Source organism: Stenotrophomonas terrae (assembly GCF_001431465.1).
Classification (GTDB): Bacteria; Pseudomonadota; Gammaproteobacteria; order Xanthomonadales; family Xanthomonadaceae; genus Stenotrophomonas; species Stenotrophomonas terrae.
Genome location: NZ_LDJJ01000010.1, coordinates 112,602 through 136,745 on the forward strand (window position 1 = coordinate 112,602; position 24,144 = coordinate 136,745).

Consider the following 24,144-nt stretch of genomic DNA (forward strand, 5'->3'; position numbering starts at 1 on the left):
CGCCGCATGCTGACCCGTCTTCTTATCGTTCTGCTGGCCATCCTCAACGTGGGTGTGGCGCTGTGGTGGATGGCGCCGCGTGCCGAACCGGTGGCCGCCGTGCCGCGCGCTGAGCCCGGCGTTGCCACCCTGGAAGTACTGCCATCGCCGGCGGTGGACAACGCTGCCGTAGCCGCTCCGCCTGCCGCTACTGCGGTGGCCGCAACCGCGGATGCCGCCCCGCTCATTGCGGCACCGGTTGCCGCTGCCAAACCGGCAGAAGCGGCGCCAGTGCCTGCTGCAGCTGTCGAAACCAGCACTGTCCAGACACCTCCCGCCGAGGCCAAGCCGGCCGAACCGAAACCGGCTGCCGCCGTGCAATGCGCCAGCCTTGGCCCCTACGCCAGCCAGGCCCAGGCGCAGGCGGCACTGGCCGCGTTGGGTGCGGATGCTGCCCGCCCGCGCCTGCGCGAAGTGCCCGGCAAGGCCGCCAACAGCTACCGCGTGCTGATCGCCCCGGCAGCCTCGCGCGAGGAAGCTCAGGCCACCGCCAAGCGCATCGTCGATGCCGGTTTCAGTGATTACTTCATTGTTTCCCAGGGTGAGGAAGCCAATGCCGTCGCCCTCGGCCAGTACCGCAACCGCGAGGGCGCCGAGCGCCGCCTGGCCAGCCTCACGGCCGCCGGCTTCCCGGCCAAGCTGGCCGCCAGCGGCACTGAAATCGCGCCCAGCTGGTGGGTGGACGCTGCCACCGCCGGCACCGCCACCCCGGCCAGCTTGAAGCAGCGTGCCGCGGCCGCCCAGCAACAGTCGTTGGATTGCGCGCGTCTGCGGTAGAATGGCGCGCCCCGCCAAGGCGGGGTTCGGGAAGTACCGGGTTCAGAACCGGCTCCCCACCGGTTGCAGCGCCACCATCGCGTAACCGCAGCACGCAATACGTCTTGCCGCTTTAGCTCAGTTGGTAGAGCAACTGTCTTGTAAACAGTAGGTCATCCGTTCGATTCGGATAAGCGGCACCAATAACTCACTGAATTTGAATTATTTTTGGCAACGGAATGTCGCCAGAAAGCCGAATTCCCGGGAAAATTCCGGGGAAACTCATTTCAGAGTTCACGTTTCACGAAGTGCTGAACGCTGACAGCACCAAGGCGTTTAGGACTTCTGGTGACTAGAAGGCCAACTGTTTTTCATCGCAACTATGAGGCATCGGGGATATGCGCAGGCTATTACCCTGCGACTGCTATCGGCTAGAAACAGGCATCGTCCCAATTCCGCCTACGTCGGTGCGGGCCGCGTCTTGCAGCCCGCACCGGGTTGGCTCTCGACTACTCCGTTGCCAAGAATGCAGCGTGATACGAAACCTCGGCGCGCGGGACATCGCACCCGAACGTTAGCGCCTGGAAGTATTCTGCAGGCACATCAGGCAAGGAAAAACCCGGCCAAGTCTTGAAACCGAAGCGCGCGTAGTAAACGGGATCCCCAAGTACGACGCAGCCTTTGATTTGCAGCTCCCGCATCCGGGCGAGCGCAGCGTGAACCAGTGCGGACCCGACACCCTGCTTCTGCCAGCGCGGGTGCACCGACAAGGGTCCCAAGCCGTACCAGCCCGACTCCTTCGTCGAGAGGATGACGGGGGATATCGCGACATGGCCGATCAGCTCAAGGCCAGAGGTTGCGACGAGCGAAATCGCCAGACGGTCCGCGCGCCGCAGTGCGGCGACAATGAACTGCTCGGTGCCGCTCGAATGCACTACGGGCGCGAAGGCCAGTTGTGTCAGGAGGCCGATGGCATCGGCATCCGTTGCCACCTCCGCCCGAATGATTACGTCAGGATTCAGAGCGACCTGAGGTTGAGTGCCAGCGATATTATTTGATGTCATGGAAATGGTTCCCGAAGGTGGCCACGGCGTCTGCGCTTATCGCGCATCATCACGCCGACATATGGCCGGGGTGATGGTTAACGGTTGTCGAGTTGCGGTCGAACCGCTTTCAGCCCCGCCGCATTGATGCGATAGGGCTTGCCGGACATTGAGCTTATGAGGCGCTTGGACTTGAGCTTCTTGAAGACCTCAAGCGTGCAGTCTGCGAGTACATAGCCATCGACTGTGCGGCATTCGACCGCTGCGATGCGACCTGACTCATCTCGACTGTGGGCAATAGCCCCACCCTTGGCGAGCACATGAAGTGCCCGCTGCTCCGATCTGGAGATGTTCATTGGTTGGAATCATCCGGAATAGGCAAAAACAGGCGGGCACGTCATGCCCACCTACGGATTCGCTTATTGATAACCGCCCAACCAAAAACGGTCGGAGTGCGGTTATCGGATGGTCACAAGCTCCAACATGAAAACCTCTTCTGGACGCCCTGTGGGCTGTCGATCAGGAGAAATTAGGCCACACCACACCGAGACCGGTCAACGGCATGGCGCGGTGCGTGGGTCTACGCAATGTCCGCCTTGGGTCGCGAGGTGTCTTACGAAAGCGGGCGGATACTTGGCGGCTAAAGAGGGTTGGGCAGGAAAATTGGCTTTTCCCGCCGGGAAAACTGCCTGCTTCTTCCACGCAGGCGTATGGTTCCACGCGATGCTGCGCATACAGGTAAACGGAAAGGCATACCTGTGACTCACGGCATCCATTCGCTCCCAAGGCAATCGGTCCCTACTTTCGTCAACGTTGACGGTCACCGTGCGACAAAAGCTTCGCGACGAAGCGCATAGTGCTGGCACGATCATAGGAGCAAGAAGCGCAACTCCCCTTGCTGCTAGGACGCATCGATCCTTGTGAATGCACGCACGCAAAGAACCAGAGAAAGCACGAGCAGGGCAACGTAGACGGCTAGCGAGGTTGGCAGCGGGAAATTGCCAGCCTGTCCCATCGCATGACGGATCAGATCCACCAGGTAAGTTATCGGGTTGAGCCGTGTAAACCATGCAAAAAGACTGTGGCGATCACTTGCTGGGACCGGGAAGAGTGCGCCTGACAGGAAGATCAGCGGCATCAGAATGAAGCTGATGATGACCTGTATGGCCTGGAAATCATCAATCACCGCACCACACAGCGCTCCTATGACCGCAAGCAGAAAGCCGATGGCAAGGATGGCAGCTTCCGTTTGCAGCAGGATCACGATGCCGGGCCATTGCACCAGCACCAGGCACGTCAACGCCACTACCAACGAGGCTTGCAGCGCTGAAGTTGTGGCTCCGCCAAGGCAGCGGCCGACCACCAGCTGCCAGCGCGGGGCTGGCGCGATCAGCGTTTCTTTGAGGAAGCCGAATTTCCGGTCCCAGAGTACCGAGAAGCCGCTGATGAACGACGTGGTTATCACCGCCATCGCCACCACGCCCGGTGACAGAAATCGCGAATAGCTGCCGTGGCCTGCGGCTTGGAACACCTGATCCATGCCCTTGCCCATCACCAGCAGGTAGAGAAGGGGTTGGGCGAGACCACTGATGATCTTCCAGCGACTTCGGCTGAATTTTTTGATGTCGCGCAGCCATAGACCGTAGATCGGCTTGAACATGGTCAGGAGGGATCGCTGCTTGTCATCTGCAGGTAGGCATCGGTAAGCCCGGACGCGCCACGGGTGGTGCTCACTGCCTGGGGGGGCCCGCAGGCAAGCAATCGGCCGGAACGGATCACTGCGATGTTGTCTGCGTTGGCTTCGGCTTCTTCGAGGTAGTGTGTTGTGAATACGACGGTCAACGCTTCCGCTGCTGTGAGTTGTTTGAGATATGCCCACATTGCATTCCGGACCTGGGTATCCAGGCCCGCGGTTGGCTCATCCAGATAGAGGATCCGTGGTCGATGCAGTAGTGCACGGGCGATCTCAATGCGCCGCTTCTCTCCCCCGGACAAGAATCTAACGATCTGTGTGGTGCGCGCCTCCATTCCCATCAACTCCAGCAATTCGTTCGCACGACGTCTGGCATCGGTGGTGTACATCGATTGAATCAGCGCATGCAGGTGCAGGTTCTCGCCAACGGTGAGGTCGTCATCCAGCGAGTTGTTCTGGAATACAGCGCCGATGTGGCGACGAGCACCCGCAGCGTCCTTCGCCACATCGTGCCCGGCCACTGTGACCGTACCTTTTGTTGGGCGGGTCAGCGTCGACATAAGACGGATGGTCGTTGTTTTTCCGGCGCCGTTGGGACCTAGCAACGCAAAGAAGGTCCCGGTAGCGACAGTCAGGGAAAGATCGGCCACGGCGATCTTCTTGTCATAGCGCTTCTCGACGCTATCAAATGTGATAATCGGGACGCCGGGACGGCAGGCCTCAGGCGGCACGGTTGGTAGCAACTCCACGATAGATCTTCAGAAAGACAGAGTGGGATGATTGGCCGTTCTGGTTTGGTTCGATGCCTATCGCGGTAGCGATATTGCGGTCGACAGGAAGCGTGGTCGACGGAGGAATGACCAGTGTGGAGATTCCGTTCACCGGTGCATCGCCCAAGTCCGCGATGCGAACGATATCAACGCGGGGCTTCCACGCTGGCGAGAACGACGCCTCATACAAAATGGCGTCGTGATCTTCAGTGTAGTACTGCAGAAGTCGCTCTTGGAGCTTCTGCATCCCTCCTGACGGAGCGCTGGCTTTCGGGGTGTACTTCAGGTCGCCGATTACACCAACCTGCCACAGAATCAGCATGCATGATGTAAATACCGGAATAGGTCTGACCATGAAGCTGGTTGCTTCGTACGAGTGACAGCCGACGGATGGATCCAGCCCAAGATCAGATACGATGCAGTCCTCTGCTGACACCCCAGACAACATATGTGCTGTATATCCCTCATTGCGCGCGATATGGATTGACTTGTGCGATGGATAAGCGAAGACGCCAGGGTGACCATAGAAGGCGGCAACTACGCGTTTTCCGTTGCGCACCTCGCCCATGATCCGCTCAACCATGTTGTCGTACGTGATGATGCGTTGCTGGCCGGCAACATAGAGTGGATGAAGATCCTCGGCATTCTCATTCAAACTGAGGACAAACTTTTTGGCGAAAGGATCAGGGACAAGATAGAACACCTTATCGGCTCGCTTTATCGCCTCGACGGTCTCCAGCGTTATCTGCCCTGGGGCTTGGATTCCGGTCCCAACTACGTACAGTGATCCTTTCGACATGTTTGATGCCTCGCTCGAGTTCGGATGGGGGTATTCTTCTGTTTACAGGACGATGATGTCGGTAGTGACGGTCTCGAGAACCAGGACGGCCAGCAACGCCGACGTCACTTGGTTTGCGTGGATTTTTCCAAGGAAAGTGTTCGCGTTTGGCTCGGCGAGCATGGATCTAGCCTCGTCGCTGAGATCGCATTCTTGCAGGAAGGCGTTCTTGTCTTCATCAAGGCGTTCGCGCGCATCAAAATTCAGTGCGAAGCCCATCAGGAACTCCGAGACCTCGTTGGCTGGCACCTGAAGTGGCAGCGGTGTGGGCATTTCATCGATTCTCATCGGTACGTCCTCTTGGTTGGTCATGGCGCTTGAATGCGGTCGACGGTTTGTGCGCTAAGTTTGAGGGAGGGCGGTGGATGCGACGGCTGTTTGAGGTAGTGCCTTACCGGAACTGTCGAATCCTGCAATGGCGTTGTTGCTCCAGCAAAGAAGGAACGTCGCCGATGCCAAGGCTAGTAACGGACTTCGTAGCGAAATGATCAAGCGTCATGCTGGGTTCTACACAGCAGAACGTCGTGTACATGATATGTATTTAGTTGGGTACAGCGCGCCTTGAAGCGCGATCTTCGATGAATGGAAAACCATTCGACAGCGTAGTTCTCGCGATGAGGCTGGCGGTGTTGACTGCTATGGGGCGACTGCCGAGAATCTGCGAATGGACCGGGACGAAACCAATCGGAGGTCTATGGTGGACAAAAATATCGATACGCTCGCAGCGCGAATTCGCTGGGCGAGAGTGAATGGTGGATTCTCCCAGACAGACCTTGCCAGCCTACTCGGCGTCAATCGATCAACGGTGGCGCACTGGGAGCGGGATGCAGGCTACTCGCCGACCATCGATCATCTGCGCGGTATAAGTGTGGCCGTGGGCGTGACTGCATCATGGCTGGTGGATGGTGACAAGGTTCTTTCGATCCCCGGCGGCTCCAGCCGACGCCCGAATCTCGAAGGAAAGATGCTGGAGCTATCACGGCATCTTCCCGTTTCGTTTCTCATAAATATCGTCGCACTCATGGAAGCGGCCGAGAACTACTTTTGAGCTTCCACTTCGGGTTGCATGCTGCAGATATTTTCGAAAGCTACTGGAACAGGATCGGATCGCGATCCTGCAAGCGCGCCAGTTGCCGGCTGGAGGATCGCGCAGGGTCAGCTTCGGTGCTAGTCCTGGGCTCAGTGTGCGGCGGTGTAGATGTCCTGCAACACTGCTTTCTCCAGCTCCAGATCGCTCAGCAGGTTCTTGACGATATCGCTCGGGCTGAGGATGTCGACCCGCTGTGACACCACAGGTCACCATCAGCTGATGGTGGTGCGAGTACGTCGTCGGCGCTTTGGCCTGCTTGAGCTAGCGCTAGGGGAGATGACCTCAAGGCTGGCCGAGGCCGGGCTGGAGAAGGCCCGGCGCCCATGGCGCTGGTCGCGTTGCCTTGGTATCGACGGTCGAACGGGGGCGCAGCGGAACCGGTAAGTATCCGAAGCTCCGCAACCGGAACTACCTAAACGAACTCACACTCGTGTTGAGTCGGGCGAGCTGAGATTTCCGGCATCGGTCTGGTGCGCCCGCTTCTGGGCGAGCCCGGCAGTGTCAGGGTCGTACGCTATGCCATCAATGAGAGAGGTTCAAGATGCATCACGTTGAGGCCATGGTCTATGCAGGACAGTTTCCTTGGCGGGCATCGTGAACTAGTTCGCGCCAGGTCAATCCATTGAAGGCCGGCGCGCGGGCCGGAATGAGTTGGTTTCGGAGGGGGTTGAGCTTCGCTTCGTCAAAGGCAGCTCAGCAGCGCCCGCTACACGCATTGGCCTGCGATAGAGCCCGACAGGAGTAGACGCATGCGCATCACCTCATGTCACCAGCTTGGGTTCGGCTTGCTTGGGAGTGGCTGCCTCGTCGGTTGTTGCGCGGTAAGGCATGCGGCCATTGCTCGCAGGCTTCGCAACCGGAGGTTTCCAGCGGAAGGGTGTATTGCCGAGGACTTCAATTTTCCCTCCGGATGTCTGAAATTCTGCGACATCTTCCGCGATGCGGTCGCGACTTAGATCATTGGTATGGATCTTCGGCGCATAGACGGAGTCCGATTTTGTAGCAGGGTAGGGGCCTTTAGTACGCTTTGGTGCCGTCATGACGTGTTCCTCCGATGAGTTTCATTTCGATGAGGCGAGCTGTCTGCTGGGCATGTTCGTCACGTTCAGCACGACAGTAAGGCCCGCCTAAAGCAAAGGACCTGCAGACGGCGGGTCTGCTGGCGTAGATGCGGCAATTCATCTTCTGCCCATCCAGTGCCACGCACCATCCGTCCTGATCCTTGGCCATCACGCGCAAGCCGCCGGCCTGATGGGTTGTCAGATGGGCAGGCACTGAATCTTCTTTACCCAAAATTACGGTGAGCCTGCAGCACAGTGCATCGCAGGTAGTGCATGTGATCTTGGCGTCGCTTTCGCGCTCTGCACGGTTCATATCGCAGCACTCATCATGTTGCGCGAGTAATGCAAAGCTGGCCGAACAAGCCCCATTGCGCCGAGGAAATATGAAGGCGCTTGCCATGCCCCCGCAGGTCACTGAGCTGTTGCTTATCGCTGAGGACGCGTAGCAGGTAGGAGTCGCCACCGATGGTGACTTTCACGTTGCGTGTCTTGAAGCCGGGCATTCCGCACTCCCGTCGAGCGACCACCCGTGGATCTGGGCAGGTAACGCATGAGAAGGAGCGATGTGCGCAACCAACGAAAGGGCTGCGCCGAGCGCGAAGCAGGCTGGGCCTGTGACCTGATGCTAGCACGTCGCAGGACTGGGCAGCTGTCCGCCAACATGTTGCAGAACTGAATTCAGCACGCATGCTTGGCAAAGGGCCATTCATTGTTTCCGGCGATCGCCAGCTACAGCATGGTGGATGTGGGCGATTCGGGGAGATGAGGGGGCGGCTATCTCAAGCGGGATGAAGCACGTTGAGAGATCTGCCTACGTCGGGCTTTTCAGTGCACGAACAGGCTTTGGATCAGCGAATCCAACCTCATAGCGGCTAGGGACTCCGCTCGCACTGAAAACGCTTCAAAAAAGCCAAGAAGTGCGGTTGGTTTTCGTACTTTAATCAGGCTCAATGCCGATAGTTGTCTCTCAGAAACTCGAGCTGCTCCGTAGCTGCCAGCATGCTTCTGATTCTGGACGAAGGCAGGGCAGCGCATTGTGGGCTGTGCCCATTCACCGACAAGCGAGCGTTACTGATCTGGCGAGCGTGGTTGCGCTGATATCCGTGATTGATGGATGCACGGGCCGGCTTGCACGCTCGCCCTGGGCTCAGTGCGCGGCGGTGTAGATGTCCTGCAGCACGGCTTTCTCCAGCTCAAGTTCGCTGAGCAGGTTCTTGACGATATCGCCCAGGCTGATGATGCCAACCAGCGAGGAGGTCTCGGTGACCATCAGGTGGCGGTGGTGCGAGTACGTCATCAATGCCATGGCCTGCTTGAGGCTTGCTTCGGGCGAGATTACTTCCAGACCGGTTGAGGGCAGGCTGGAGATGACCCGGCGTACCGCTTGCGGGCCGTCGTCGGCCACGCTGCGCACGATGTCCTTTTCGGACAGGATGCTGACCGGTGCGTCGTCCTTCATCACCACCAGTGCGGCGATCCTGTTCGCACTCATTTTGTGCGCGGCTGCGCCGATGGTGTCTTCACTGTCGATGGTGACTACGGTTTGCTTCTTGGACTGCAGGAGTTCGCGGACGTTCATTGATGTTTCCTGGTGCAGGTTGCTCAATCGGAAAAGTTCGCTTGGCCGCCAGCAAGGCTGGCTGCCGTGTTGCCGTGATGTCCTCGGCAGCTCGATTCTACGAGCCCGATGGCCGCTTGGAATTTGCGTGCTTGGGATGGTTCGTCATGCATTTGTAGGTGATTCGCAGCATCTCAGTTCCAGCAAAACCGGTGCTGAACAACGCATCGTTACCACCGGCATCTTGTGCTTGGGGCTACGCTGTGCGCACTCGCGCGACGCGGCCAAGGCGGGAGTTGATCAGCTGCCTGGGAGGCTGCGTGTTTCCCAGCCGATTGCGGATGCATCGCCCGGGTATTTGCTGCTTGCCGGAGGGCGGGAAGCCACATGCACGACATCGCCGCACGCATATGCTGATTGCATCTCGCTGATCGAAAGGTCAGTGGATAGCACCTGATGCAATGCATCGTGTTTGTTCGGACTGGAAGTTGGAGATGGGCGCTCGCGTTGGTACCGGTACGCGCTCGCTGGTCATCGTTATCGTTGCCCATAGCGCATGGCGGTGTTTGATCTGGCGATGGGGATCGCATGGACGAGTACTGAACCCGGTGGGCGGGCTGACGGCCAGCACCGGTGGCGGCAAACGACCTCGGTGGTTCGCGCCTGATCGGCATGCAGACCAGGCCAAGCATCCACGGTCTGCGCGCTTGGCGATGCGCGGCGGAATCAGTTGGTGTCAACGGCCGCGACGTTGCCCCTGCACGCTGATGCGCCAGCGGATTTGACCCGCCCGCCCGGCAGGTGCAAGCTCGGGTACAGTGCTGCCCAACCCAGGAGTCCAGACCATGACTGCTGTCAGTTCGATGCATAGCTCGGGCGACAAACTGCCGCCCTCTCGCCTGTGGCGGGTGTTCTGGCTGCAGGGGGTGATTCCCAGCAACCTGTTGTGGGCCGCGGCGCTCTGGGCGCTGGACCAGGGCAGGACGCCGCTGTTGCTGGGTCTGTTTGCGGTGCTGCTGCTCTACACCGGCTGGATCATTCCTGCGGTGTGGCGGGCCGCCCCCAGTGCGCACAACCCCAATTACGGTATGGCCGCGCGTGGCCTGACCGTGGCATGGGGCGTGAACACCGTGTTGGTGGTGTTCTTCCTGCTGTTGCAGTTGGCGACCTAGTAGAACTGTACCGGCGTGCCGTCGCGGTCAAACGCGGCGAAGCGGCTGATCTGGCCATCGTTGACCGCATTGACCATCAGCCGCAGTGGTTGCGCGGCTTCATCGCTGGAAGGGGCAATGCCTGCGCGCCCGTCCAGCGCGGCGACGAACACCAGGTCCCAGGCCTGGCCGGTAGCGGCTGATTCGGCGGCCAGCGCGGCGAACGAGGTGATGTCCTGCGGGGCCTTGTCCACGCACAGCACCGCAGTGAGGGTGCCGCCTTCGCCATTGTCGTGGCGGGCGTGCTGGTCGGCGGTCGGTGACTCGGGCAGCTCGGCCTTCACGAACACGAACAACAGGCGTTGTGGCTCGGTTTGTTGCGCGGATGCGCTGAGCAGGTCGTTGAAATCACTGAGCATCATGATCGGCGTCACATGGCGGTATCCGTGGAAAGGCCATGCTGCCACAGGCATCGGGGGCATGGCTGGAGTCTGGATTGATTTAAGTCATCCCATCGACGCAATGCGCCACGTAGGCTGACAGCCATTCAATACAGGCGAGGGCACCCCGGCATGCCGGGCGAGCGTGGAAACGTGGAGTCAGGAGGTGAAACAGCCATGAGCCAACTCACCGACGGCTTCGGGCGCAGCTTTCCATACCTGCGTCTGTCGCTGACCGAAGCCTGCAACTTCCGTTGCAGCTATTGCCTGCCCGACGGTTACCAGGCCGATGGCCGCCCCCAATTCCTGGCGGTGGACGAGATAGCGCGGCTGGTACGCGCCTTTGCCGCGCTTGGTATGCACAAGATCCGCCTGACCGGTGGCGAGCCCAGCCTGCGCAAGGACCTGCAGCAGATCATCGCCACCGTTGCGCAGGTGCCGGGCATCCGCAAGGTGGCCATCACCACCAATGGTTGCCTGCTGCCGAGGCATCTGCCGGGCTGGCACCGGGCCGGGCTCACCGCGCTCAACGTCAGCATGGACAGCCTGCAGCGCGAGCGCTTCCATGCCATCACCGGGCACGACCGCCTGCCAGAGCTCATGGAAGGCCTCAATCTGGCGCAGGCCTTGGGGCTGCAGTCGATCAAGCTCAACGCGGTGCTGTTGCGTGGGCTCAATGACGACGAGTTGCCGGCGTGGATGGAGTTCCTGCGCGAGCGCCCGCTGGGCGTGCGCTTCATCGAACTGATGCGCACCGGTGACAACCGCGAATACTTCGAGCGTCACCATCTGCGCGCCGATGTGGTAATCGAACAACTGCTGGCCGCTGGCTGGAGCGAGCAGGTGCGTGCCGGTGATGCCGGCCCTGCGCGTGAGTTCGGCCACCCCGACTACCGCGGCCGCATCGGCATCATCGCGCCGTATGCCCGTGATTTCTGTAAAGGCTGCAATCGCCTGCGGGTAACCGCGCGGGGTGATCTGCGGCTGTGCCTGTTCGGCGATTTTGGCGTGGCGCTGCGGCCCCTGCTGCAGTCCGATGGTGACCAGGATGCGCTGCTGGCACGCATCACCACCCAGCTCGGGCTCAAGGCAGCCGGGCATGGACTGCATTTCGGCCAGACCGGGCTTACCCCGCACCTGGCCTCGATTGGAGGATGAGACAAGCAATGAGTGGGCAGATAAGTGCGGCATTCCATATGGCCGATGTGCGTGACAAGCGTATTACCCGTCGTCGCGCGGTGGCGGTAGGCGAGCTGATCGCCGGGCCGCTTGCCTACCCGTTGATCGTGGAGCGGCGCCTGCCCAAGGGCGATGCGCTGGTGATGGCGGAAATCGCCGGCCTGCAGGGCGCCAAAATGGCCTCGGCTTTGATGCCGATGTGCCACCCGCTGCCGCTGGAACTGGTGCGCGTGTACTGCGCGCCGGTGCCGGAGCGGCAAGCGATACGGGTCTGGTGTGAATGCGCCAGCGAGGCCCGCACCGGGGTGGAAATGGAAGCCCTGGCCGGCGTCAATGCAGCCCTGCTTACCCTGTATGACCTGAGCAAGCCGGTCGAGCCGGCGCTGGAGATCAGCGGAATCCGTCTTTTGTTCAAGGAAGGCGGCAAGAGCGGGGTCTGGACGCACCCGCAGGGCATGGATGCAGGTGAACTCGAACGTTTCCGCCCGCGGCCACCCAAGACCTTGGGCGCGGCGCGCTGTGCGGTGATCACCCTCAGTGACCGCGCCAGCCGTGGCGACTATGTCGACGAATCCGGGCTGGTACTGGTCAAGGGCCTGCAGGCCCTGGGCGGTGAGGTGGTCAGCAATGAAATATTGGCTGATGGAATCGAACCGCTGGTTGCGCAGCTGCGCACTTTGGCGGCGGACGGTGTACGCCTATGCCTGTGCACCGGCGGTACCGGTCTGGGCCCGCGTGATCTCACCCCGGAAGCACTGCAGGCCCTGGGCGGGCGTGCGGTGCCGGGCTTGGCGCAGATGCTGCGTGGGCTCAGCGCACAGCACACCCCGCTGGCCTGGCTGAGCCGCGCCGAGGTGGTGCAGCTGGATGGATTGCTGGTGATCGCCTTGCCGGGCAGCCCACGTGCGGCGGCGCAGTGCATGAACATCCTCACGCCGGTGCTGGGTCACGCGCTGGCCATGATGGATGGGGGCACGCACGCATGATCAGTTATGCCCAGGCCCTGCAGCAGTTGCTTGCCGCGGCCCCCTCGTCCCGTGCCGAGCAGGTGGCGATTGGCGCTGCGGCCGATCGCGTGCTCGCGGCGCCGGTGCTCAGCACGCAGGATCTGCCGCCCTTCGACAATGCAGCGATGGACGGCTTTGCACTGCGCGCAGGTGGCCAGCCGCTGGCGGCAGGCAGCATTCTGCAGGTACAGGGCTGGCAGGCCGCAGGTGATGGCGCTGCCGACGGTGATGCCGCACAGGCCTGGGAAATCATGACCGGTGCGCGCATGCCCTCGGGCCTGGACAGCGTGGTGCCGGTTGAACAGATCGAGGTGCTGGATGCCGTCGACGGCCGTCCCACCCGCATACGCCTGCAGGCAGCGGTAAAGCCGGGCCAGCACGTGCGGCTGCGCGGGCAGGACGTGGCGCAGGGCGAAACCGTGCTTGCCGCAGGTGCGACGTTGGACATCAATGCGATGACCTTGCTGCATGCGCTCGGCGTTGCCGCGGTGCAGGTACAACAGCAGCCGCAGGTGGCGGTGATAAGTACCGGCAAGGAACTGATCAGCGACGCGGGTGCGGTGTTGCAGTCCGGACAGATCCGCGACAGCAATCGTCCGTTTCTGCTCAGCCGGCTGCGTGCAGCCGGTGCCGAGGTAGTGTGGAACGGCGTGGTCAGCGATGACGTGGCAGCCTTTGATGCAGCGCTGGACGCGGCATTGGCAGCCGGCGCGCGGATGGTGTTGAGCACCGGTGCGGTATCGCAGGGGCGCTACGATTTCATTCCCGATGCCTTGCGCGCGCGCGGCGCCGAGGTCCTGTTCCACAAAGTGGCGATTCGTCCTGGCAAGCCGCTGCTGTTTGCGCGTCTGGCCGATGGCACGCTGTACTTCGGCCTGCCGGGCAATCCGATTTCCGCAGCAGTAGGGCTGCGTTTCTTCGCCGAACCGGTGCTGCGGCACATGCTGGGGCTGGCCGAAGAAACCGCGCTGCAGCTGCCCTTGCAGGCCGATGTGCGCAAACCGCCGGGCCTGCGCTTCCATGCACGCGCACAGGTGCAGGCCGATGCGAGTGGGCGTTTGAGTGTGAGTGTGCTGGCCGGGCAGGAGTCGTTCCGCCTCAAGACCATGCTGCGCGCCAATGCGTGGGTGGTATTGGAGGGCGATGACGATCTGGCCGTGGCCGGCAGTCTGGTACGTGTACAGGGCTGGGGCCACCGCGAGCCGGTGCAGCTGAGCCTGCAGGAGATGGCATGAAAGAGATCATCGTTCAATTGTTTGGTGCGTTCTCGGAGCTGGATGCGCAGCGCCAGCTCAGCGTGGCGGTCGAGGGCGGGCAGGTCAGCGACCTGCGCCGGGCCCTGCGGGCACTGCTGCAGGAGCGCTTTCCGCAATTTCGTGCCGGGCTGGTCGATTACTCGGCCTTTGCCGACGAACAGCGGGTATTGCGTGACAACGAACTGCTGCCCAGCGACGGGCGGGTGGCCATCCTGCCACCGGTAAGTGGAGGCTGAAATGAGCTTCGAAAACCAATGGAAAGTAGTGGGTCGCGCCGATGCGCCGATTGATCCCGGCGAAGGCATCGCCTTCGTCTCCGATCCGGGCTTTGGCGGCATCGATGTCTTCATCGGCAAGGTGCGTGATCTGAACCAGGGGCGGCCGGTGCTGGGCATCAGCTATGACCTGTTCGAGCCGCTGGTATTGAACGAGTTCCAGCGGCTGATCGAGACAATCAGCGCGGACTTCGGCCCGCGGATCAAACTGTATGTGGCGCATGCAAAAGGCCGCCTTGCGGTTGGCGATGTGGCGGTGGTGGTGGCCGCAGGCAGCCCACACCGTGATGAGGCCTTCCGTGCCTGCCGGCAGTTGATCGAGGGCGTGAAGCACCGTTCGCCGATCTGGAAACAGGAGCACTACCAGGACGGCGACAGCGAGTGGAGCGAGGGCTGCAGCCTGTGCCAGCCCAATACCGAACATGCGCATGTCGACGGGCATGTCCACGACCACTCGCATTGAGCCGGCGCCGACCGCCGGCATCGTGCTGGCCGGTGGGCTGTCCAGCCGTATGGGCCAGGACAAGGCGCTGCTGCGTTGGCGCGGGCGCAGCCTGCTCGAGCACAGCTGCGCACTGCTGCATGCAATGGGCGCACAGCCGGTGCGGGTGAGCGGCGACTACCCCGGTTTCGATTCGGTGCCCGATGCGGTGCCACGCTGTGGGCCGCTGGGTGGGTTGTACAGCGTGGTGGCAAGCTTGGACGACGGACCGGCATGGGTGCTGCCGGTGGATATGCCGCTGCTGGATATGACACTGCTGCGACATCTGCGTGATGCGGATATGGCGCCTTGTGTGACCTATTCAGGAGAACCGGTGCCGATGTACTTGAACATCGACGGCACATGTCGCACCCTCCTGTATGAAATGGTTACGGGTACAGACGTGCCGCGCTCGCTACGCATGTTCCAACGCCGCCTCGGCGGCTTGGAGCTGCCGTTGCCCGCCGCTGCCAAGGCCCGTCTGGTGAACTGCAATACCCCCCGCCAATGGGAGGAAGTTGCGTCATGAAGATCCAGATCCAGTCGCAGTCGCTCAGGCTGCGCATCGATGAAAGCGAGCTGGCCCGCCTGCTTGCTGGCGAGGTGCTGGAGAACCAGACCTGGCTTGGCACGCCCGGAGTCCTGTCGCAGCGCTTGCAGCTGCACGACACGGTCGAGGCGCTGCTGGATGGCGATGCACATACGTTGACGGTCAAGCTGCCGCGTGAAGACGTGCTGGCGTTGCAGGCACGTCTGCCGTGCCGTGATGGTTTGAGTTTTGCGCTGCACACGCAGGCGCAGCCCCTGCAATTGCAGTTCGATGTGGATGTACGTGACAGCGTGCGTCAACGCGGCGTGCAACGCCGCAGTTCGGCCGATGCCGTCAGCCTCAGTTGATATTTGTCAGGTGGTTGGCGCGATAGCGCCGTTGGATTGATCAAGATCAAGACTGCCCCAGGGGGCGCCGGGCTTAATGACGCCGTGGCGGCTGGGCAAGCAAACAGCACAGCAAGCCAGCGCCGTATCACACAGCCTTGGAGCGATGCATGAGTGCCAGTCGCGATGTCGGAAAACAGAGCAGGTCCGGTCCCGGTCGCGTCATCAGCGACTGGAAACCCGAGGATCCTGATTACTGGGAACACACCGGGAAAAAGGTTGCCAACCGCAACCTGGTGATCTCGATACCGTCGCTGTTGCTGGCGTTTTCGGTATGGGTGCTGTTCTCGTCGGTGACCATCAGCCTGCCCAAGATCGGCTTCAACTTCACCACCGACCAGTTGTTCTGGCTGGTGGCGCTGCCCAGCCTGTCCGGCGCGACCCTGCGCATCTTCTATTCCTTCGTTATCCCCATTTTCGGCGGCCGCCGCTGGACTGCGTTGTCGACCGCATCGCTGCTGCTGCCTACGCTGTGGTTGGGCTTTGCGGTGCAGAACCCGGCCACGCCGTATTGGGTGTTCGTGATGATCGCCATCCTCTGCGGTTTTGGCGGCGCCAACTTCTCCTCGTCGATGTCCAACATCTCGTTCTTCTATCCCAAGCAACGCCAGGGCATGGCGCTGGGCTTGAATGCGGGCCTGGGCAATGTCGGCGTCTCGGTATCGCAGGCAGTGGTGCCGCTGGTGATCACGGTGGGCGTGTTTGGCGCGCTGGGCGGTGCACCGCAAGCGGTGGTCGATGGCGGCGCGCCGTTGTTCGTGCAGAACGCCGGCTTCATCTGGGTGCCGTTCATTGCGTTCTTTGCGATTGCGGCCTGGTTCGGCATGAATGACCTGACCAGCGCCCGCTCTTCGTTTTCCGAGCAGGCGGTGATCTTCCGCCGCAAGCACAACTGGCTGATGTGCTGGCTGTACATCGGCACCTTTGGTTCCTATATCGGTTTTTCAGCTGGTTTCCCGATGCTGGTCAAGAGCCAGTTCCCGGATGTGAACCCGCTGGCCTACGCCTTCATCGGCCCGCTGTTGGGAGCGTTGATGCGCTCGGTGGGCGGCAGCATGGCCGACCGCTGGGGCGGCGCACGGCTGACGTTCTGGGTGTTCGCACTGATGATCGCCGCGGTGTTCGGTGTGCTGCACTTCCTGCCCAGCAATGGCCAGGGCGGCAACTTCTACGGCTTCCTGCTCTCGTTCATGGCCTTGTTCGTGCTCAGCGGCATCGGCAACGGCACTACGTTCCGGATGATTCCGGTGATTTTCCGCACCCTGCACGATCGCCTGTCGGCCAATGAAGGCGCCGAAGGCAAGAAGGCCGCCGCACACCAGGCCAGCATCGAATCGGCCGCGGTTGTGGGCTTCTCCGGTGCCATCGGCGCCTATGGCGGCTTCTTCATTCCCAAGAGCTACGGCTCATCCATCACCTTGACCGGCAGCCCGGACATGGCGCTGTACGGCTTCATTGCGTTCTACATCACCTGCCTGGCGGTTACCTGGTGGTGGTACTACCGGCGCGGGGCCGAAACCCCCTGCTGAGAAGGCAATGCACCGCAGCCAGATGACACACACAGCCACGATGCAGCAGTTTGCGAACGGAGATTCACCATGAGCTATTTTCTTGATCGCTTGCAGTTCTTCAAGCGTGATCCACAACCCTTCGCCAACGGCCATGGGTTCAGCAAGAGCGAAGGGCGGGACTGGGAAAACAGTTATCGCGCCCGTTGGCAGTACGACAAGATCGTGCGCTCCACCCACGGTGTGAACTGCACCGGCTCGTGCAGCTGGAAGATCTACGTCAAGAATGGCCTGGTCACCTGGGAAACGCAGCAGACCGACTACCCGCGCACCCGCCCGGACCTGCCCAATCACGAACCGCGCGGCTGCCCGCGTGGTGCCAGCTATTCCTGGTACCTGTACAGCGCCAACCGGCTGAAGTACCCGCTGATCCGCGGCACCTTGCTGCGCATGTGGCGGCAGGCGCGCAAGACCATGTCGCCGGTCGAGGCCTGGGGCAGCATCGTGCAGGATCCGGCCAAGTCACGCGAGTACAAGCGCCGCCGCGGCATGGGCGGCTTTGTACGCCTGAACTGGGACGAAGCCAACGAGATCATCGCCGCCTCCAACCTGTACACCACCAAGGAATTCGGCCCGGACCGCATCGTCGGCTTCTCGCCGATTCCGGCCATGTCGATGATTTCCTATGCGGCCGGTGCACGCTATCTGTCGCTGCTCGGCGGCGCCTGCCTGTCGTTCTACGACTGGTACTGCGACCTGCCGCCGGCCTCGCCGCAGGTATGGGGCGAACAGACCGACGTGCCGGAATCGGCCGATTGGTACAACAGCCGCTACATCATCGCCTGGGGCTCGAACGTGCCGCAGACGCGTACCCCGGATGCGCACTTCTTCACCGAGGCGCGTTACAACGGCACCAAGACGGTGTCGATCTGCCCCGACTATTCGGAGCTGGCCAAGCTCACCGACCATTGGCTGCACCCCAAGCAGGGCACCGATGCCGCGCTGGCATTCGCCTTCGGCCACGTGATCCTGCGCGAGTTCCACGTCGACAAACCCTCGCAGTACTTCCAGGATTATTGCCGCCAGTACTCGGACATGCCGATGCTGGTGCGCGTTGAACGGCGTGCCGATGGCCGGCTGGTGCCGGGCCACTTCCTGCGCGCCAGCGAGCTGGGCGGGCTGGGCGAGAGCAACAACCCCGAATGGAAAACGCTGGCGTTCGACGAGAACAGCGGCGACATCACCGTGCCCAATGGTTCGGTCGGCTTCCGTTGGGGCGAGAAGGGCAAGTGGAACATCGAGGAAAAGGCCAGCGATGGCCATGAAACCCGCCTGCGCCTGAGCCTGGCCGATATCCACGACGGCATCGAGGCGGTGAGCTTCCCGTACTTCGGCGGTATCGAGAGCGACGGCTGGACCGCCGCGCCGGCCGAGGAAGTACTGGAGCGCAACATCCCGCTGCGCCGCCTGCCGCTGGCCGAGGGTGGCGAAGCGCTGGTAGCCACGGTCTACGACCTGCTGCTGGCGCAGTACGGCGTTGATCGCGGCTTCGGCGGTGGCAACGTCGCCAAGAGCTTCGACGACAACGTGCCGGGTACGCCGGCCTGGCAGGAGCGCATCACCGGCGTGTCACGCGCCGAGGTGATCGAGATTGCCCGCGAGTTCGCCCGCACCGCCGACAAGACCCATGGCCGCAGCATGATCATCGTCGGCGCTGGCATGAACCACTGGTTCCACAACGACATGAACTACCGCGGCCTGATCAACATGCTGGTCATGTGTGGCTGCGTGGGCCAGACCGGTGGCGGCTGGGCGCATTACGTGGGGCAGGAAAAGCTGCGCCCGCAGACCGGCTGGCAGCCGCTGGCGTTTGGCCTGGACTGGAGCCGGCCGCCGCGGCAGATGAACGGCACCTCGTTCTTCTACTTCAACACCGGGCAGTGGCGTTACGAGAAGCTGCAGGTCGACGAACTGCTGTCGCCGCTGGCCGACGCCTCCAAGTACAGCGGCAGCCTGGCCGATCTCAACCTGCGTGCGGTGCGCATGGGCTGGTTGCCAAGTGCGCCGCAGCTGGACCGCAATCCGCTGCAGCTGGTGCGCGAGGCCGAGCAGGCCGGTATCGCACCGGCCGACTACGCACTGTCCAAGTTCAAGGACGGCTCGCTGGATTTTGCCTTCGCCGATCCCGATGCCGCGCAGAACCACCCGCGCATGATGTTCATCTGGCGCTCCAACCTGCTTGGTTCCTCCGGCAAGGGCCACGAGTACATGCTGCGGCATCTGCTCGGCACCCGTCACGGCCTGCAGGGCAAGGACCTGGGTGAGATGGGCGCGGTCAAGCCCGAGGACGTGAAATGGCATGACGAAGCGCCGGAAGGCAAGCTCGACCTGCTGGTGACGCTGGACTTCCGCATGTGCACCACCGCGCTGTACTCGGACATCGTGCTGCCCACCGCAACCTGGTACGAGAAGGACGACCTCAACACCTCGGACATGCATCCCTTCATCCACCCGCTGTCCAAGGCGGTGGACCCGGCCTGGGAATCGCGCAGCGACTGGGAGATCTTCAAGGGCGTGGCACGCACGCTCAGCGAGATGGCACCTGGCGTGCTGGGTGTCGAGAAGGACCTGGTGTTGGTGCCGACCCTGCACGACACGCCCAATGAGCTGGGCATGCCGTTTGGCGTCGCCGATTGGAAGAAGGGCCAGTGCGAGGCCATCCCCGGCAAGACCATGCCGAGCATGGCGGTGGTTGAGCGCGATTACCCCAACCTGTACCGCAAGTTCACTTCGCTGGGCCCGTTGCTGGACAAGCTCGGCAACGGCGGCAAGGGCATGAACTGGGATACCAAGCACGAGGTCGAATTCCTCGGCAAACTCAACCATACCGTGCTGGAGGAAGGCATCAGCCAAGGCCGGCCGGCCATCGACACGGCGATCGATGCCTGCGAAGTGGTGCTGCACCTGGCACCGGAAACCAACGGCCATGTCGCGGTCAAGGCCTGGGAATCGCTGGGCACCTTCACCGGCCGCGAGCACACCCATCTGGCACTGGGCAAGGAACACGAAGCGATCCGCTTCCGTGACATCCAGGCGCAGCCACGCAAGATCATTTCCTCTCCGATCTGGTCCGGGCTGGAAGACGACAACGTCAGCTACAACGCCGGCTATACCAATGTGCATGAGTTGATCCCATGGCGCACGGTGACCGGACGCCAGCAGTTCTACCAGGATCACGAGTGGATGATCGACTTCGGCGAGGCCTTCATGAGCTACCGGCCGCCGGTCAATACACGCACGGTGGAGCCGCTGCTCAACAAGCGCCAGAACGGCAACAAGGAAATCGTGCTGAACTGGATCACCCCGCACCAGAAGTGGGGCATCCACAGCACCTATAGCGACAACCTGATCATGCAGACGCTGTCGCGTGGCGGCCCGATTGTCTGGTTGAGCGAGGACGACGCGCGCAACGCCGGCATCGAGGACAACGACTGGATCGAGCTGTTCAACGTCAATGGTGCGATTGCCGCGCGTGCGGTGGTCAGCCAGCGGGTGATGCCGGGCATGGCGATGATGTACCACGCCCAGGAACGCATCATCAACGTACCGGGTTCGGAGATTTCCGGCACCCGCGGCGGCATCCACAACTCGGTGACCCGCATCGTGCTCAAGCCCACCCACATGATCGGCGGCTACGCGCAGCTGGCCTGGGGCTTCAACTACTACGGCACCTGCGGCACCAACCGCGATGAGTTCGTGATCGTGCGCAAGATGGACAAGATCGACTGGCTGGATGGTGAGGACGCAAATTCGAGTGCAACCGGCGCCGCGCGGGAGGTGGTGTGATGAAAGTACGTGCCCAGATTGCGATGGTGTTGAACCTGGACAAGTGCATCGGCTGCCATACCTGCTCGATCACCTGCAAGAACGTGTGGACCTCACGCGAAGGCGTGGAGTACGCCTGGTTCAATAATGTGGAAACCAAGCCCGGCATTGGCTACCCGAAGGAATGGGAGAACCAGGACAAGTGGAACGGTGGCTGGGTACGCACCAGCGCCGGCAAGCTGGTGCCGCGTGCCGGCGGCCGCTGGCGGATGCTGGCCAAGATCTTCTCCAACCCCGACCTGCCGCAGATCGACGACTACTACGAGCCGTTCGACTTCGACTACCAGCACCTGCACGACGCGCCCGAGCTGAAGCATCAGCCCACCGCGCGGCCGCGCTCGCTGCTGACCGGCCAGCGCATGGAGAAGATCGAGTGGGGCCCGAACTGGGAGGAGATCCTTGGTACCGAGTTCTCCAAGCGTTCGCGTGACTACAACTTCGACCAGGTGCAGAAGGAGATCTACGGCGCCTTCGAAAAGACCTTCATGATGTACCTGCCGCGGCTGTGCGAACACTGCCTCAACCCGGCCTGCGTCTCGGCCTGCCCGTCCGGCGCCATCTACAAGCGCGAGGAAGACGGCATTGTTCTGATCGACCAGGACAAGTGCCGTGGTTGGCGCATGTGCGTGTCGGCCTGCCCGTACAAGAAGATCTATTACAACTGGAAGAGCGGCAAGTCCGAGAAGTGCATCTTCTGCTACCCGCGCATCGAGATGGGCGAACCCACCGTGTGTTCGGAAACCTGCGTGGGCCGCATCCGCTACCTCGGAGTGATGCTGTACGACGCCGACCGCATTGCCGAGGCGGCATCGGTGGCGGCGGAGAAGGATCTGTACCAGTCACATCTGGATATCTTCCTGGATCCGTTCGATCCGGCGGTGATCGCCGCTGCGCGTGCCGAAGGCATCCCCGACAGCTGGCTGGAATCGGCCAAGCAGTCGCCGGTCTACAAGCTGGCCATCGACTGGAAGCTGGCGCTGCCGCTGCACCCGGAATACCGCACCTTGCCGATGGTCTGGTACGTGCCGCCGTTGTCGCCGATCCAGTCCGCCGCCGAGCGTGGCCATGTCGGCATGAGTGGTGAGCTGCCGGATATCGCCTCGCTGCGCATCCCGGTGCGCTACCTGGCCAATCTGCTGACGGCCGGTGACGAAGCGCCGGTGGTGCGCGCACTGGAACGCTTGATGGCAATGCGCGCCTGGCGCCGTGGCAAGAACGTGGACGGTATCGAGGACATGCGCGTGCTCGACCAGGTGGGGCTGACCCCGGCGCAGGTCGAGGAGATGTACCGCTACCTGGCCATTGCCAACTACGAGGACCGCTTCGTGATACCTAGCGCGCACCGCGAATACGCCAACGACGCCTTCGGCGAACGTGGCGGCTGCGGCTTCACCTTCGGCAATGGCTGCAATGGCGACAGCCCGGCCGACCTGTTCACCCAGCGCAAGAACACCACGTTCGCGGTGCATCCCAACCGCCAGCACCGGCACGAGGTGGTGAAATGAGTGTGCTCAAGTTGATTGGCGTATTGCTGGACTACCCACGCGACGAGCTTTGGCAGCATGGCGAGGAGCTGCTTGAGGCCTGCGACGATCCGGCGCTGTCGCCGGCCCGTCGCGGGCAGTTGCAGGCCTTTGTGCGTGAGCTGCTGGCCAGCGATCCGCTGGATGCGCAGGACCGCTGGTTGTCCACCTTCGATCGCGGCCGCTCGATGAGCCTGCTGGTGTTCGAACACATCCATGGCGAATCGCGTGACCGTGGCCAGGCCATGGTCGACCTGATCGATGCCTATCGTAAGAACGGCTTCGAGCTGGATGCACGCGAGCTGCCCGATTACCTGCCGCTGCTGCTGGAATACCTCTCGCACCGGCCGCAGGCCGAGGCCAAGGACTGGCTGCACCACATCGGCCATATCGCCGGCATGCTTGCCGCGCGTGCCGCCGAGCGGCAGCTGCCGCATGCGGTGCTGCTGGAGATCCTGGTCGAGGCGGGCGAGGGCAAGGTCAACCTGGCGGTGCTGCGGCAACGGGCAAGCGAGGAAGTGCGCGACGACACCGTCGAAGCCATGGACAGCCTGTGGGAGGAAGAAGCGGTGCGTTTCGGCACCGATGCACCTTCGCAGGATTGCGATCCACCCCATCGTTCACCGGCACGCGCGCAGCCGCGGGAGATCCAGCCATGAATTACCTCAATCAGTTCGCCTTCCAGTTCTATCCCTACATCGCGGTGGCGGTGCTGTTGATCGGCAGCTGGGCGCGTTACGACAAAGCCATGTACAGCTGGCGTACCGGCTCCACCCAACTGCTGTCCGATCGCGGCATGCGCTTTGGCAGCAACTGCTTCCACATCGGCATCATCGCCATCCTTGGCGGCCATTTTGTCGGCCTGCTGACTCCGCATGCGTTGTACGAGCCCTTCATCACCTCCTCGCAGAAGCAGATGCTGGCGATGGTGGTAGGCGGCTTCTTCGGTGCGCTGTGTTTTGTCGGCATCACCATCCTGCTGGTGCGACGGCTGACCAATGCGCGGGTGCGTGCCATCGGCAGCTTTGGTGACACGCTGGTGCTGGTGTTGTTGTTCGCCCAGCTCTGCCTCGGCCTGTACAGCATCAAGATCTCGGCCGGCCATCTGGACGGTGGAGTGATGGTGATGCTGGCCGAATGGGCACAGCACATCGTCACCTTCCGTGCCGGTGCCGCCGACTATGTCGAAGGCGTGCACTGGGTCTACAAGGCGCATATCTTCCTCGGCCTGACGCTGGTGCTGATTGCACCGTTCACCCGTCTGGTGCATGTGTGGAGCGTGCCGATCAGCTATTTGTGGCGGCCGTACCAGGTGGTGCGTCGTCGTCAGGCCACGCTGCGCTACGGTCCGCGGGAGTAAGCCATGGGCAGCCTGCCACGCATACTTCCGATCACGGTGATCGATTCGGATACCCCGGTGCCGGCCGAGGCCGGCCACCATCATGTACAGGACGCGGGCACCCGCGGGCTTGGCCAGCCGGCGCCCTGCAGCCTGTACGTGCTGGACACGCCGATCAACGAGGCCGATATCGCCCGCGAGATGCAGTTCCATCGGGCGATGCGCCCGGAGCAGTCACGGGCCGATGCGGCACGTGCGCTGGTGGTGCGTGAGCTGCTGCGGCTGGAGGCCGAGCGGCTCGGCCTCCAGCCGCAGC

26 protein-coding genes, 1 tRNA gene and 1 pseudogene are annotated in these 24,144 nt (G+C 62.1%); 17 read left to right on the forward strand and 11 right to left on the reverse strand.

Going from position 1 to position 24,144, the window contains the following annotated elements; all coding sequences use genetic code 11:
• Positions 1 to 6 precede the first annotated feature (6 nt).
• A complete protein-coding gene (locus ABB27_RS04420; protein ID WP_057627016.1) occupies positions 7 to 816 on the forward strand; it encodes an SPOR domain-containing protein in 810 nt (269 codons plus the stop codon).
• A gap of 106 nt (positions 817 to 922) precedes the next feature.
• Positions 923 to 998, forward strand: a tRNA-Thr gene (locus ABB27_RS04425).
• A gap of 306 nt (positions 999 to 1,304) precedes the next feature.
• Here ABB27_RS04425 and ABB27_RS04430 read toward each other — a convergent pair.
• The 6 genes from ABB27_RS04430 to ABB27_RS04460 form a co-directional block, all read right to left on the reverse strand.
• On the reverse strand, positions 1,305 to 1,859 hold the full coding sequence (locus ABB27_RS04430) for a GNAT family N-acetyltransferase (protein ID WP_057627017.1): 555 nt from the start codon (positions 1,857 to 1,859) through the stop codon (positions 1,305 to 1,307).
• Positions 1,860 to 1,936: 77 nt separating this feature from the next.
• Entirely contained in the window at positions 1,937 to 2,194 is a 258-nt protein-coding gene (locus ABB27_RS04435; protein ID WP_057627018.1) for a YjhX family toxin, read from the reverse strand.
• 545 nt (positions 2,195 to 2,739) lie between these two features.
• Positions 2,740 to 3,498 (reverse strand): ABC transporter permease, encoded by a 759-nt coding sequence (locus ABB27_RS04440; RefSeq protein ID WP_057627019.1) that lies wholly within the window; start codon positions 3,496 to 3,498, stop codon positions 2,740 to 2,742.
• Positions 3,499 to 3,500: 2 nt separating this feature from the next.
• Positions 3,501 to 4,280, reverse strand: a complete 780-nt coding sequence (locus ABB27_RS04445) for an ABC transporter ATP-binding protein (protein ID WP_161809609.1) — start codon at positions 4,278 to 4,280, stop codon at positions 3,501 to 3,503.
• A complete protein-coding gene (locus ABB27_RS19245) occupies positions 4,252 to 5,100 on the reverse strand; it encodes an SAM-dependent methyltransferase (RefSeq protein WP_083491144.1) in 849 nt (282 codons plus the stop codon). The genes ABB27_RS04445 and ABB27_RS19245 overlap by 29 nt, the downstream gene beginning before the upstream one ends.
• Positions 5,101 to 5,142: 42 nt before the next feature.
• The gene (locus tag ABB27_RS04460) at positions 5,143 to 5,451 is read right to left on the reverse strand and encodes a hypothetical protein (RefSeq protein WP_057627023.1); all 309 of its coding nucleotides are present in this window, start codon (positions 5,449 to 5,451) and stop codon (positions 5,143 to 5,145) included.
• A 385-nt stretch (positions 5,452 to 5,836) separates the two neighbouring features.
• Here ABB27_RS04460 and ABB27_RS04465 point away from each other — a divergent pair, with 385 nt between their 5' ends.
• On the forward strand, positions 5,837 to 6,187 hold the full coding sequence (locus tag ABB27_RS04465) for a helix-turn-helix domain-containing protein (protein ID WP_244479133.1): 351 nt from the start codon (positions 5,837 to 5,839) through the stop codon (positions 6,185 to 6,187).
• 803 nt (positions 6,188 to 6,990) lie between these two features.
• Here the strand turns inward: ABB27_RS04465 and ABB27_RS19615 are convergent.
• The 4 genes from ABB27_RS19615 to ABB27_RS04470 form a co-directional block, all read right to left on the reverse strand.
• Positions 6,991 to 7,269, reverse strand: coding sequence for a hypothetical protein (locus ABB27_RS19615; protein WP_152984437.1), 279 nt, complete (start codon positions 7,267 to 7,269; stop codon positions 6,991 to 6,993).
• Positions 7,247 to 7,603 (reverse strand): YkgJ family cysteine cluster protein, encoded by a 357-nt coding sequence (locus ABB27_RS19250; protein WP_083491145.1) that lies wholly within the window; start codon positions 7,601 to 7,603, stop codon positions 7,247 to 7,249. The genes ABB27_RS19615 and ABB27_RS19250 overlap by 23 nt, the downstream gene beginning before the upstream one ends.
• A 13-nt stretch (positions 7,604 to 7,616) precedes the next feature.
• A complete protein-coding gene (locus ABB27_RS19890) occupies positions 7,617 to 7,793 on the reverse strand; it encodes a hypothetical protein (protein WP_161809610.1) in 177 nt (58 codons plus the stop codon).
• Positions 7,794 to 8,437: 644 nt separating this feature from the next.
• The gene (locus tag ABB27_RS04470) at positions 8,438 to 8,869 is read right to left on the reverse strand and encodes a CBS domain-containing protein (RefSeq protein ID WP_057627024.1); all 432 of its coding nucleotides are present in this window, start codon (positions 8,867 to 8,869) and stop codon (positions 8,438 to 8,440) included.
• Positions 8,870 to 9,693: 824 nt separating this feature from the next.
• Between ABB27_RS04470 and ABB27_RS04475 the strand changes: the two genes are divergently transcribed.
• Entirely contained in the window at positions 9,694 to 10,020 is a 327-nt protein-coding gene (locus ABB27_RS04475; RefSeq protein ID WP_057627025.1) for a hypothetical protein, read from the forward strand.
• Here ABB27_RS04475 and ABB27_RS04480 read toward each other — a convergent pair.
• Entirely contained in the window at positions 10,017 to 10,421 is a 405-nt protein-coding gene (locus tag ABB27_RS04480; protein WP_057627026.1) for a hypothetical protein, read from the reverse strand. The two genes, ABB27_RS04475 and ABB27_RS04480, sit on opposite strands and share 4 nt — an antisense overlap.
• A 195-nt stretch (positions 10,422 to 10,616) precedes the next feature.
• On the opposite strand from ABB27_RS04480, the gene moaA reads away from it, so the two are divergent.
• From moaA to ABB27_RS04545, 13 genes and pseudogenes are all read left to right on the forward strand, one after another.
• Positions 10,617 to 11,597: a GTP 3',8-cyclase MoaA gene (gene moaA / locus ABB27_RS04485; protein WP_057627027.1), complete on the forward strand. Its 981-nt coding sequence runs from the start codon at positions 10,617 to 10,619 to the stop codon at positions 11,595 to 11,597.
• 8 nt (positions 11,598 to 11,605) lie between these two features.
• Complete coding sequence (gene moaCB / locus ABB27_RS04490) at positions 11,606 to 12,604, forward strand: bifunctional molybdenum cofactor biosynthesis protein MoaC/MoaB (protein ID WP_057627028.1); 999 nt, start codon at positions 11,606 to 11,608, stop codon at positions 12,602 to 12,604.
• Complete coding sequence (locus ABB27_RS04495; RefSeq protein WP_057627029.1) at positions 12,601 to 13,860, forward strand: molybdopterin molybdotransferase MoeA; 1,260 nt, start codon at positions 12,601 to 12,603, stop codon at positions 13,858 to 13,860. Before moaCB ends, ABB27_RS04495 begins: the two co-directional genes overlap by 4 nt.
• Entirely contained in the window at positions 13,857 to 14,117 is a 261-nt protein-coding gene (locus tag ABB27_RS04500) for a MoaD/ThiS family protein (RefSeq protein WP_057627030.1), read from the forward strand. The genes ABB27_RS04495 and ABB27_RS04500 overlap by 4 nt, the downstream gene beginning before the upstream one ends.
• A 1-nt stretch (position 14,118) precedes the next feature.
• Positions 14,119 to 14,619 carry a molybdenum cofactor biosynthesis protein MoaE gene (locus tag ABB27_RS04505; protein ID WP_057627031.1) on the forward strand — a complete coding sequence of 167 codons (501 nt, stop codon included), beginning with the start codon at positions 14,119 to 14,121 and terminating at the stop codon, positions 14,617 to 14,619.
• The gene (gene mobA, locus ABB27_RS04510; protein ID WP_057627032.1) at positions 14,597 to 15,166 is read left to right on the forward strand and encodes a molybdenum cofactor guanylyltransferase; all 570 of its coding nucleotides are present in this window, start codon (positions 14,597 to 14,599) and stop codon (positions 15,164 to 15,166) included. Before ABB27_RS04505 ends, mobA begins: the two co-directional genes overlap by 23 nt.
• Entirely contained in the window at positions 15,163 to 15,534 is a 372-nt protein-coding gene (locus ABB27_RS04515; RefSeq protein WP_057627033.1) for a DUF7009 family protein, read from the forward strand. The genes mobA and ABB27_RS04515 overlap by 4 nt, the downstream gene beginning before the upstream one ends.
• A 149-nt stretch (positions 15,535 to 15,683) precedes the next feature.
• Entirely contained in the window at positions 15,684 to 17,102 is a 1,419-nt protein-coding gene (locus ABB27_RS04520) for a NarK family nitrate/nitrite MFS transporter (RefSeq protein ID WP_057627034.1), read from the forward strand.
• 69 nt (positions 17,103 to 17,171) lie between these two features.
• Positions 17,172 to 20,927 carry a nitrate reductase subunit alpha gene (locus ABB27_RS04525; protein ID WP_057627035.1) on the forward strand — a complete coding sequence of 1,252 codons (3,756 nt, stop codon included), beginning with the start codon at positions 17,172 to 17,174 and terminating at the stop codon, positions 20,925 to 20,927.
• Positions 20,927 to 22,471 (forward strand): nitrate reductase subunit beta, encoded by a 1,545-nt coding sequence (gene narH / locus ABB27_RS04530; RefSeq protein ID WP_057627036.1) that lies wholly within the window; start codon positions 20,927 to 20,929, stop codon positions 22,469 to 22,471. Before ABB27_RS04525 ends, narH begins: the two co-directional genes overlap by 1 nt.
• Positions 22,468 to 23,148, forward strand: a complete 681-nt coding sequence (narJ, locus tag ABB27_RS04535) for a nitrate reductase molybdenum cofactor assembly chaperone (protein ID WP_057627037.1) — start codon at positions 22,468 to 22,470, stop codon at positions 23,146 to 23,148. The genes narH and narJ overlap by 4 nt, the downstream gene beginning before the upstream one ends.
• Positions 23,145 to 23,849, forward strand: a complete 705-nt coding sequence (narI, locus tag ABB27_RS04540; RefSeq protein WP_057627038.1) for a respiratory nitrate reductase subunit gamma — start codon at positions 23,145 to 23,147, stop codon at positions 23,847 to 23,849. The genes narJ and narI overlap by 4 nt, the downstream gene beginning before the upstream one ends.
• A gap of 3 nt (positions 23,850 to 23,852) precedes the next feature.
• A pseudogene (locus tag ABB27_RS04545) lies at positions 23,853 to 24,144 on the forward strand (peptidylprolyl isomerase); the annotation flags it as partial.

Bases quoted from the DNA above. Each gene is read 5' to 3' on its own strand.
- ABB27_RS04420 (WP_057627016.1), top strand. From the start codon at position 7: ATGCTGACCCGTCTTCTTATCGTTCTGCTGGCCATCCTCAACGTGGGT.
- ABB27_RS04430 (WP_057627017.1), bottom strand. From the start codon at position 1,859: ATGACATCAAATAATATCGCTGGCACTCAACCTCAGGTCGCTCTGAAT.
- ABB27_RS04435 (WP_057627018.1), bottom strand. From the start codon at position 2,194: ATGAACATCTCCAGATCGGAGCAGCGGGCACTTCATGTGCTCGCCAAG.
- ABB27_RS04440 (WP_057627019.1), bottom strand. From the start codon at position 3,498: ATGTTCAAGCCGATCTACGGTCTATGGCTGCGCGACATCAAAAAATTC.
- ABB27_RS19245 (WP_083491144.1), bottom strand. From the start codon at position 5,100: ATGTCGAAAGGATCACTGTACGTAGTTGGGACCGGAATCCAAGCCCCA.
- ABB27_RS04460 (WP_057627023.1), bottom strand. From the start codon at position 5,451: ATGACCAACCAAGAGGACGTACCGATGAGAATCGATGAAATGCCCACA.
- ABB27_RS19615 (WP_152984437.1), bottom strand. From the start codon at position 7,269: ATGACGGCACCAAAGCGTACTAAAGGCCCCTACCCTGCTACAAAATCG.
- ABB27_RS19250 (WP_083491145.1), bottom strand. From the start codon at position 7,603: ATGAACCGTGCAGAGCGCGAAAGCGACGCCAAGATCACATGCACTACC.
- ABB27_RS19890 (WP_161809610.1), bottom strand. From the start codon at position 7,793: ATGCCCGGCTTCAAGACACGCAACGTGAAAGTCACCATCGGTGGCGAC.
- ABB27_RS04470 (WP_057627024.1), bottom strand. From the start codon at position 8,869: ATGAACGTCCGCGAACTCCTGCAGTCCAAGAAGCAAACCGTAGTCACC.
- ABB27_RS04475 (WP_057627025.1), top strand. From the start codon at position 9,694: ATGACTGCTGTCAGTTCGATGCATAGCTCGGGCGACAAACTGCCGCCC.
- ABB27_RS04480 (WP_057627026.1), bottom strand. From the start codon at position 10,421: ATGATGCTCAGTGATTTCAACGACCTGCTCAGCGCATCCGCGCAACAA.
- moaA (WP_057627027.1), top strand. From the start codon at position 10,617: ATGAGCCAACTCACCGACGGCTTCGGGCGCAGCTTTCCATACCTGCGT.
- moaCB (WP_057627028.1), top strand. From the start codon at position 11,606: ATGAGTGGGCAGATAAGTGCGGCATTCCATATGGCCGATGTGCGTGAC.
- ABB27_RS04495 (WP_057627029.1), top strand. From the start codon at position 12,601: ATGATCAGTTATGCCCAGGCCCTGCAGCAGTTGCTTGCCGCGGCCCCC.
- ABB27_RS04500 (WP_057627030.1), top strand. From the start codon at position 13,857: ATGAAAGAGATCATCGTTCAATTGTTTGGTGCGTTCTCGGAGCTGGAT.
- ABB27_RS04505 (WP_057627031.1), top strand. From the start codon at position 14,119: ATGAGCTTCGAAAACCAATGGAAAGTAGTGGGTCGCGCCGATGCGCCG.
- mobA (WP_057627032.1), top strand. From the start codon at position 14,597: ATGTCCACGACCACTCGCATTGAGCCGGCGCCGACCGCCGGCATCGTG.
- ABB27_RS04515 (WP_057627033.1), top strand. From the start codon at position 15,163: ATGAAGATCCAGATCCAGTCGCAGTCGCTCAGGCTGCGCATCGATGAA.
- ABB27_RS04520 (WP_057627034.1), top strand. From the start codon at position 15,684: ATGAGTGCCAGTCGCGATGTCGGAAAACAGAGCAGGTCCGGTCCCGGT.
- ABB27_RS04525 (WP_057627035.1), top strand. From the start codon at position 17,172: ATGAGCTATTTTCTTGATCGCTTGCAGTTCTTCAAGCGTGATCCACAA.
- narH (WP_057627036.1), top strand. From the start codon at position 20,927: ATGAAAGTACGTGCCCAGATTGCGATGGTGTTGAACCTGGACAAGTGC.
- narJ (WP_057627037.1), top strand. From the start codon at position 22,468: ATGAGTGTGCTCAAGTTGATTGGCGTATTGCTGGACTACCCACGCGAC.
- narI (WP_057627038.1), top strand. From the start codon at position 23,145: ATGAATTACCTCAATCAGTTCGCCTTCCAGTTCTATCCCTACATCGCG.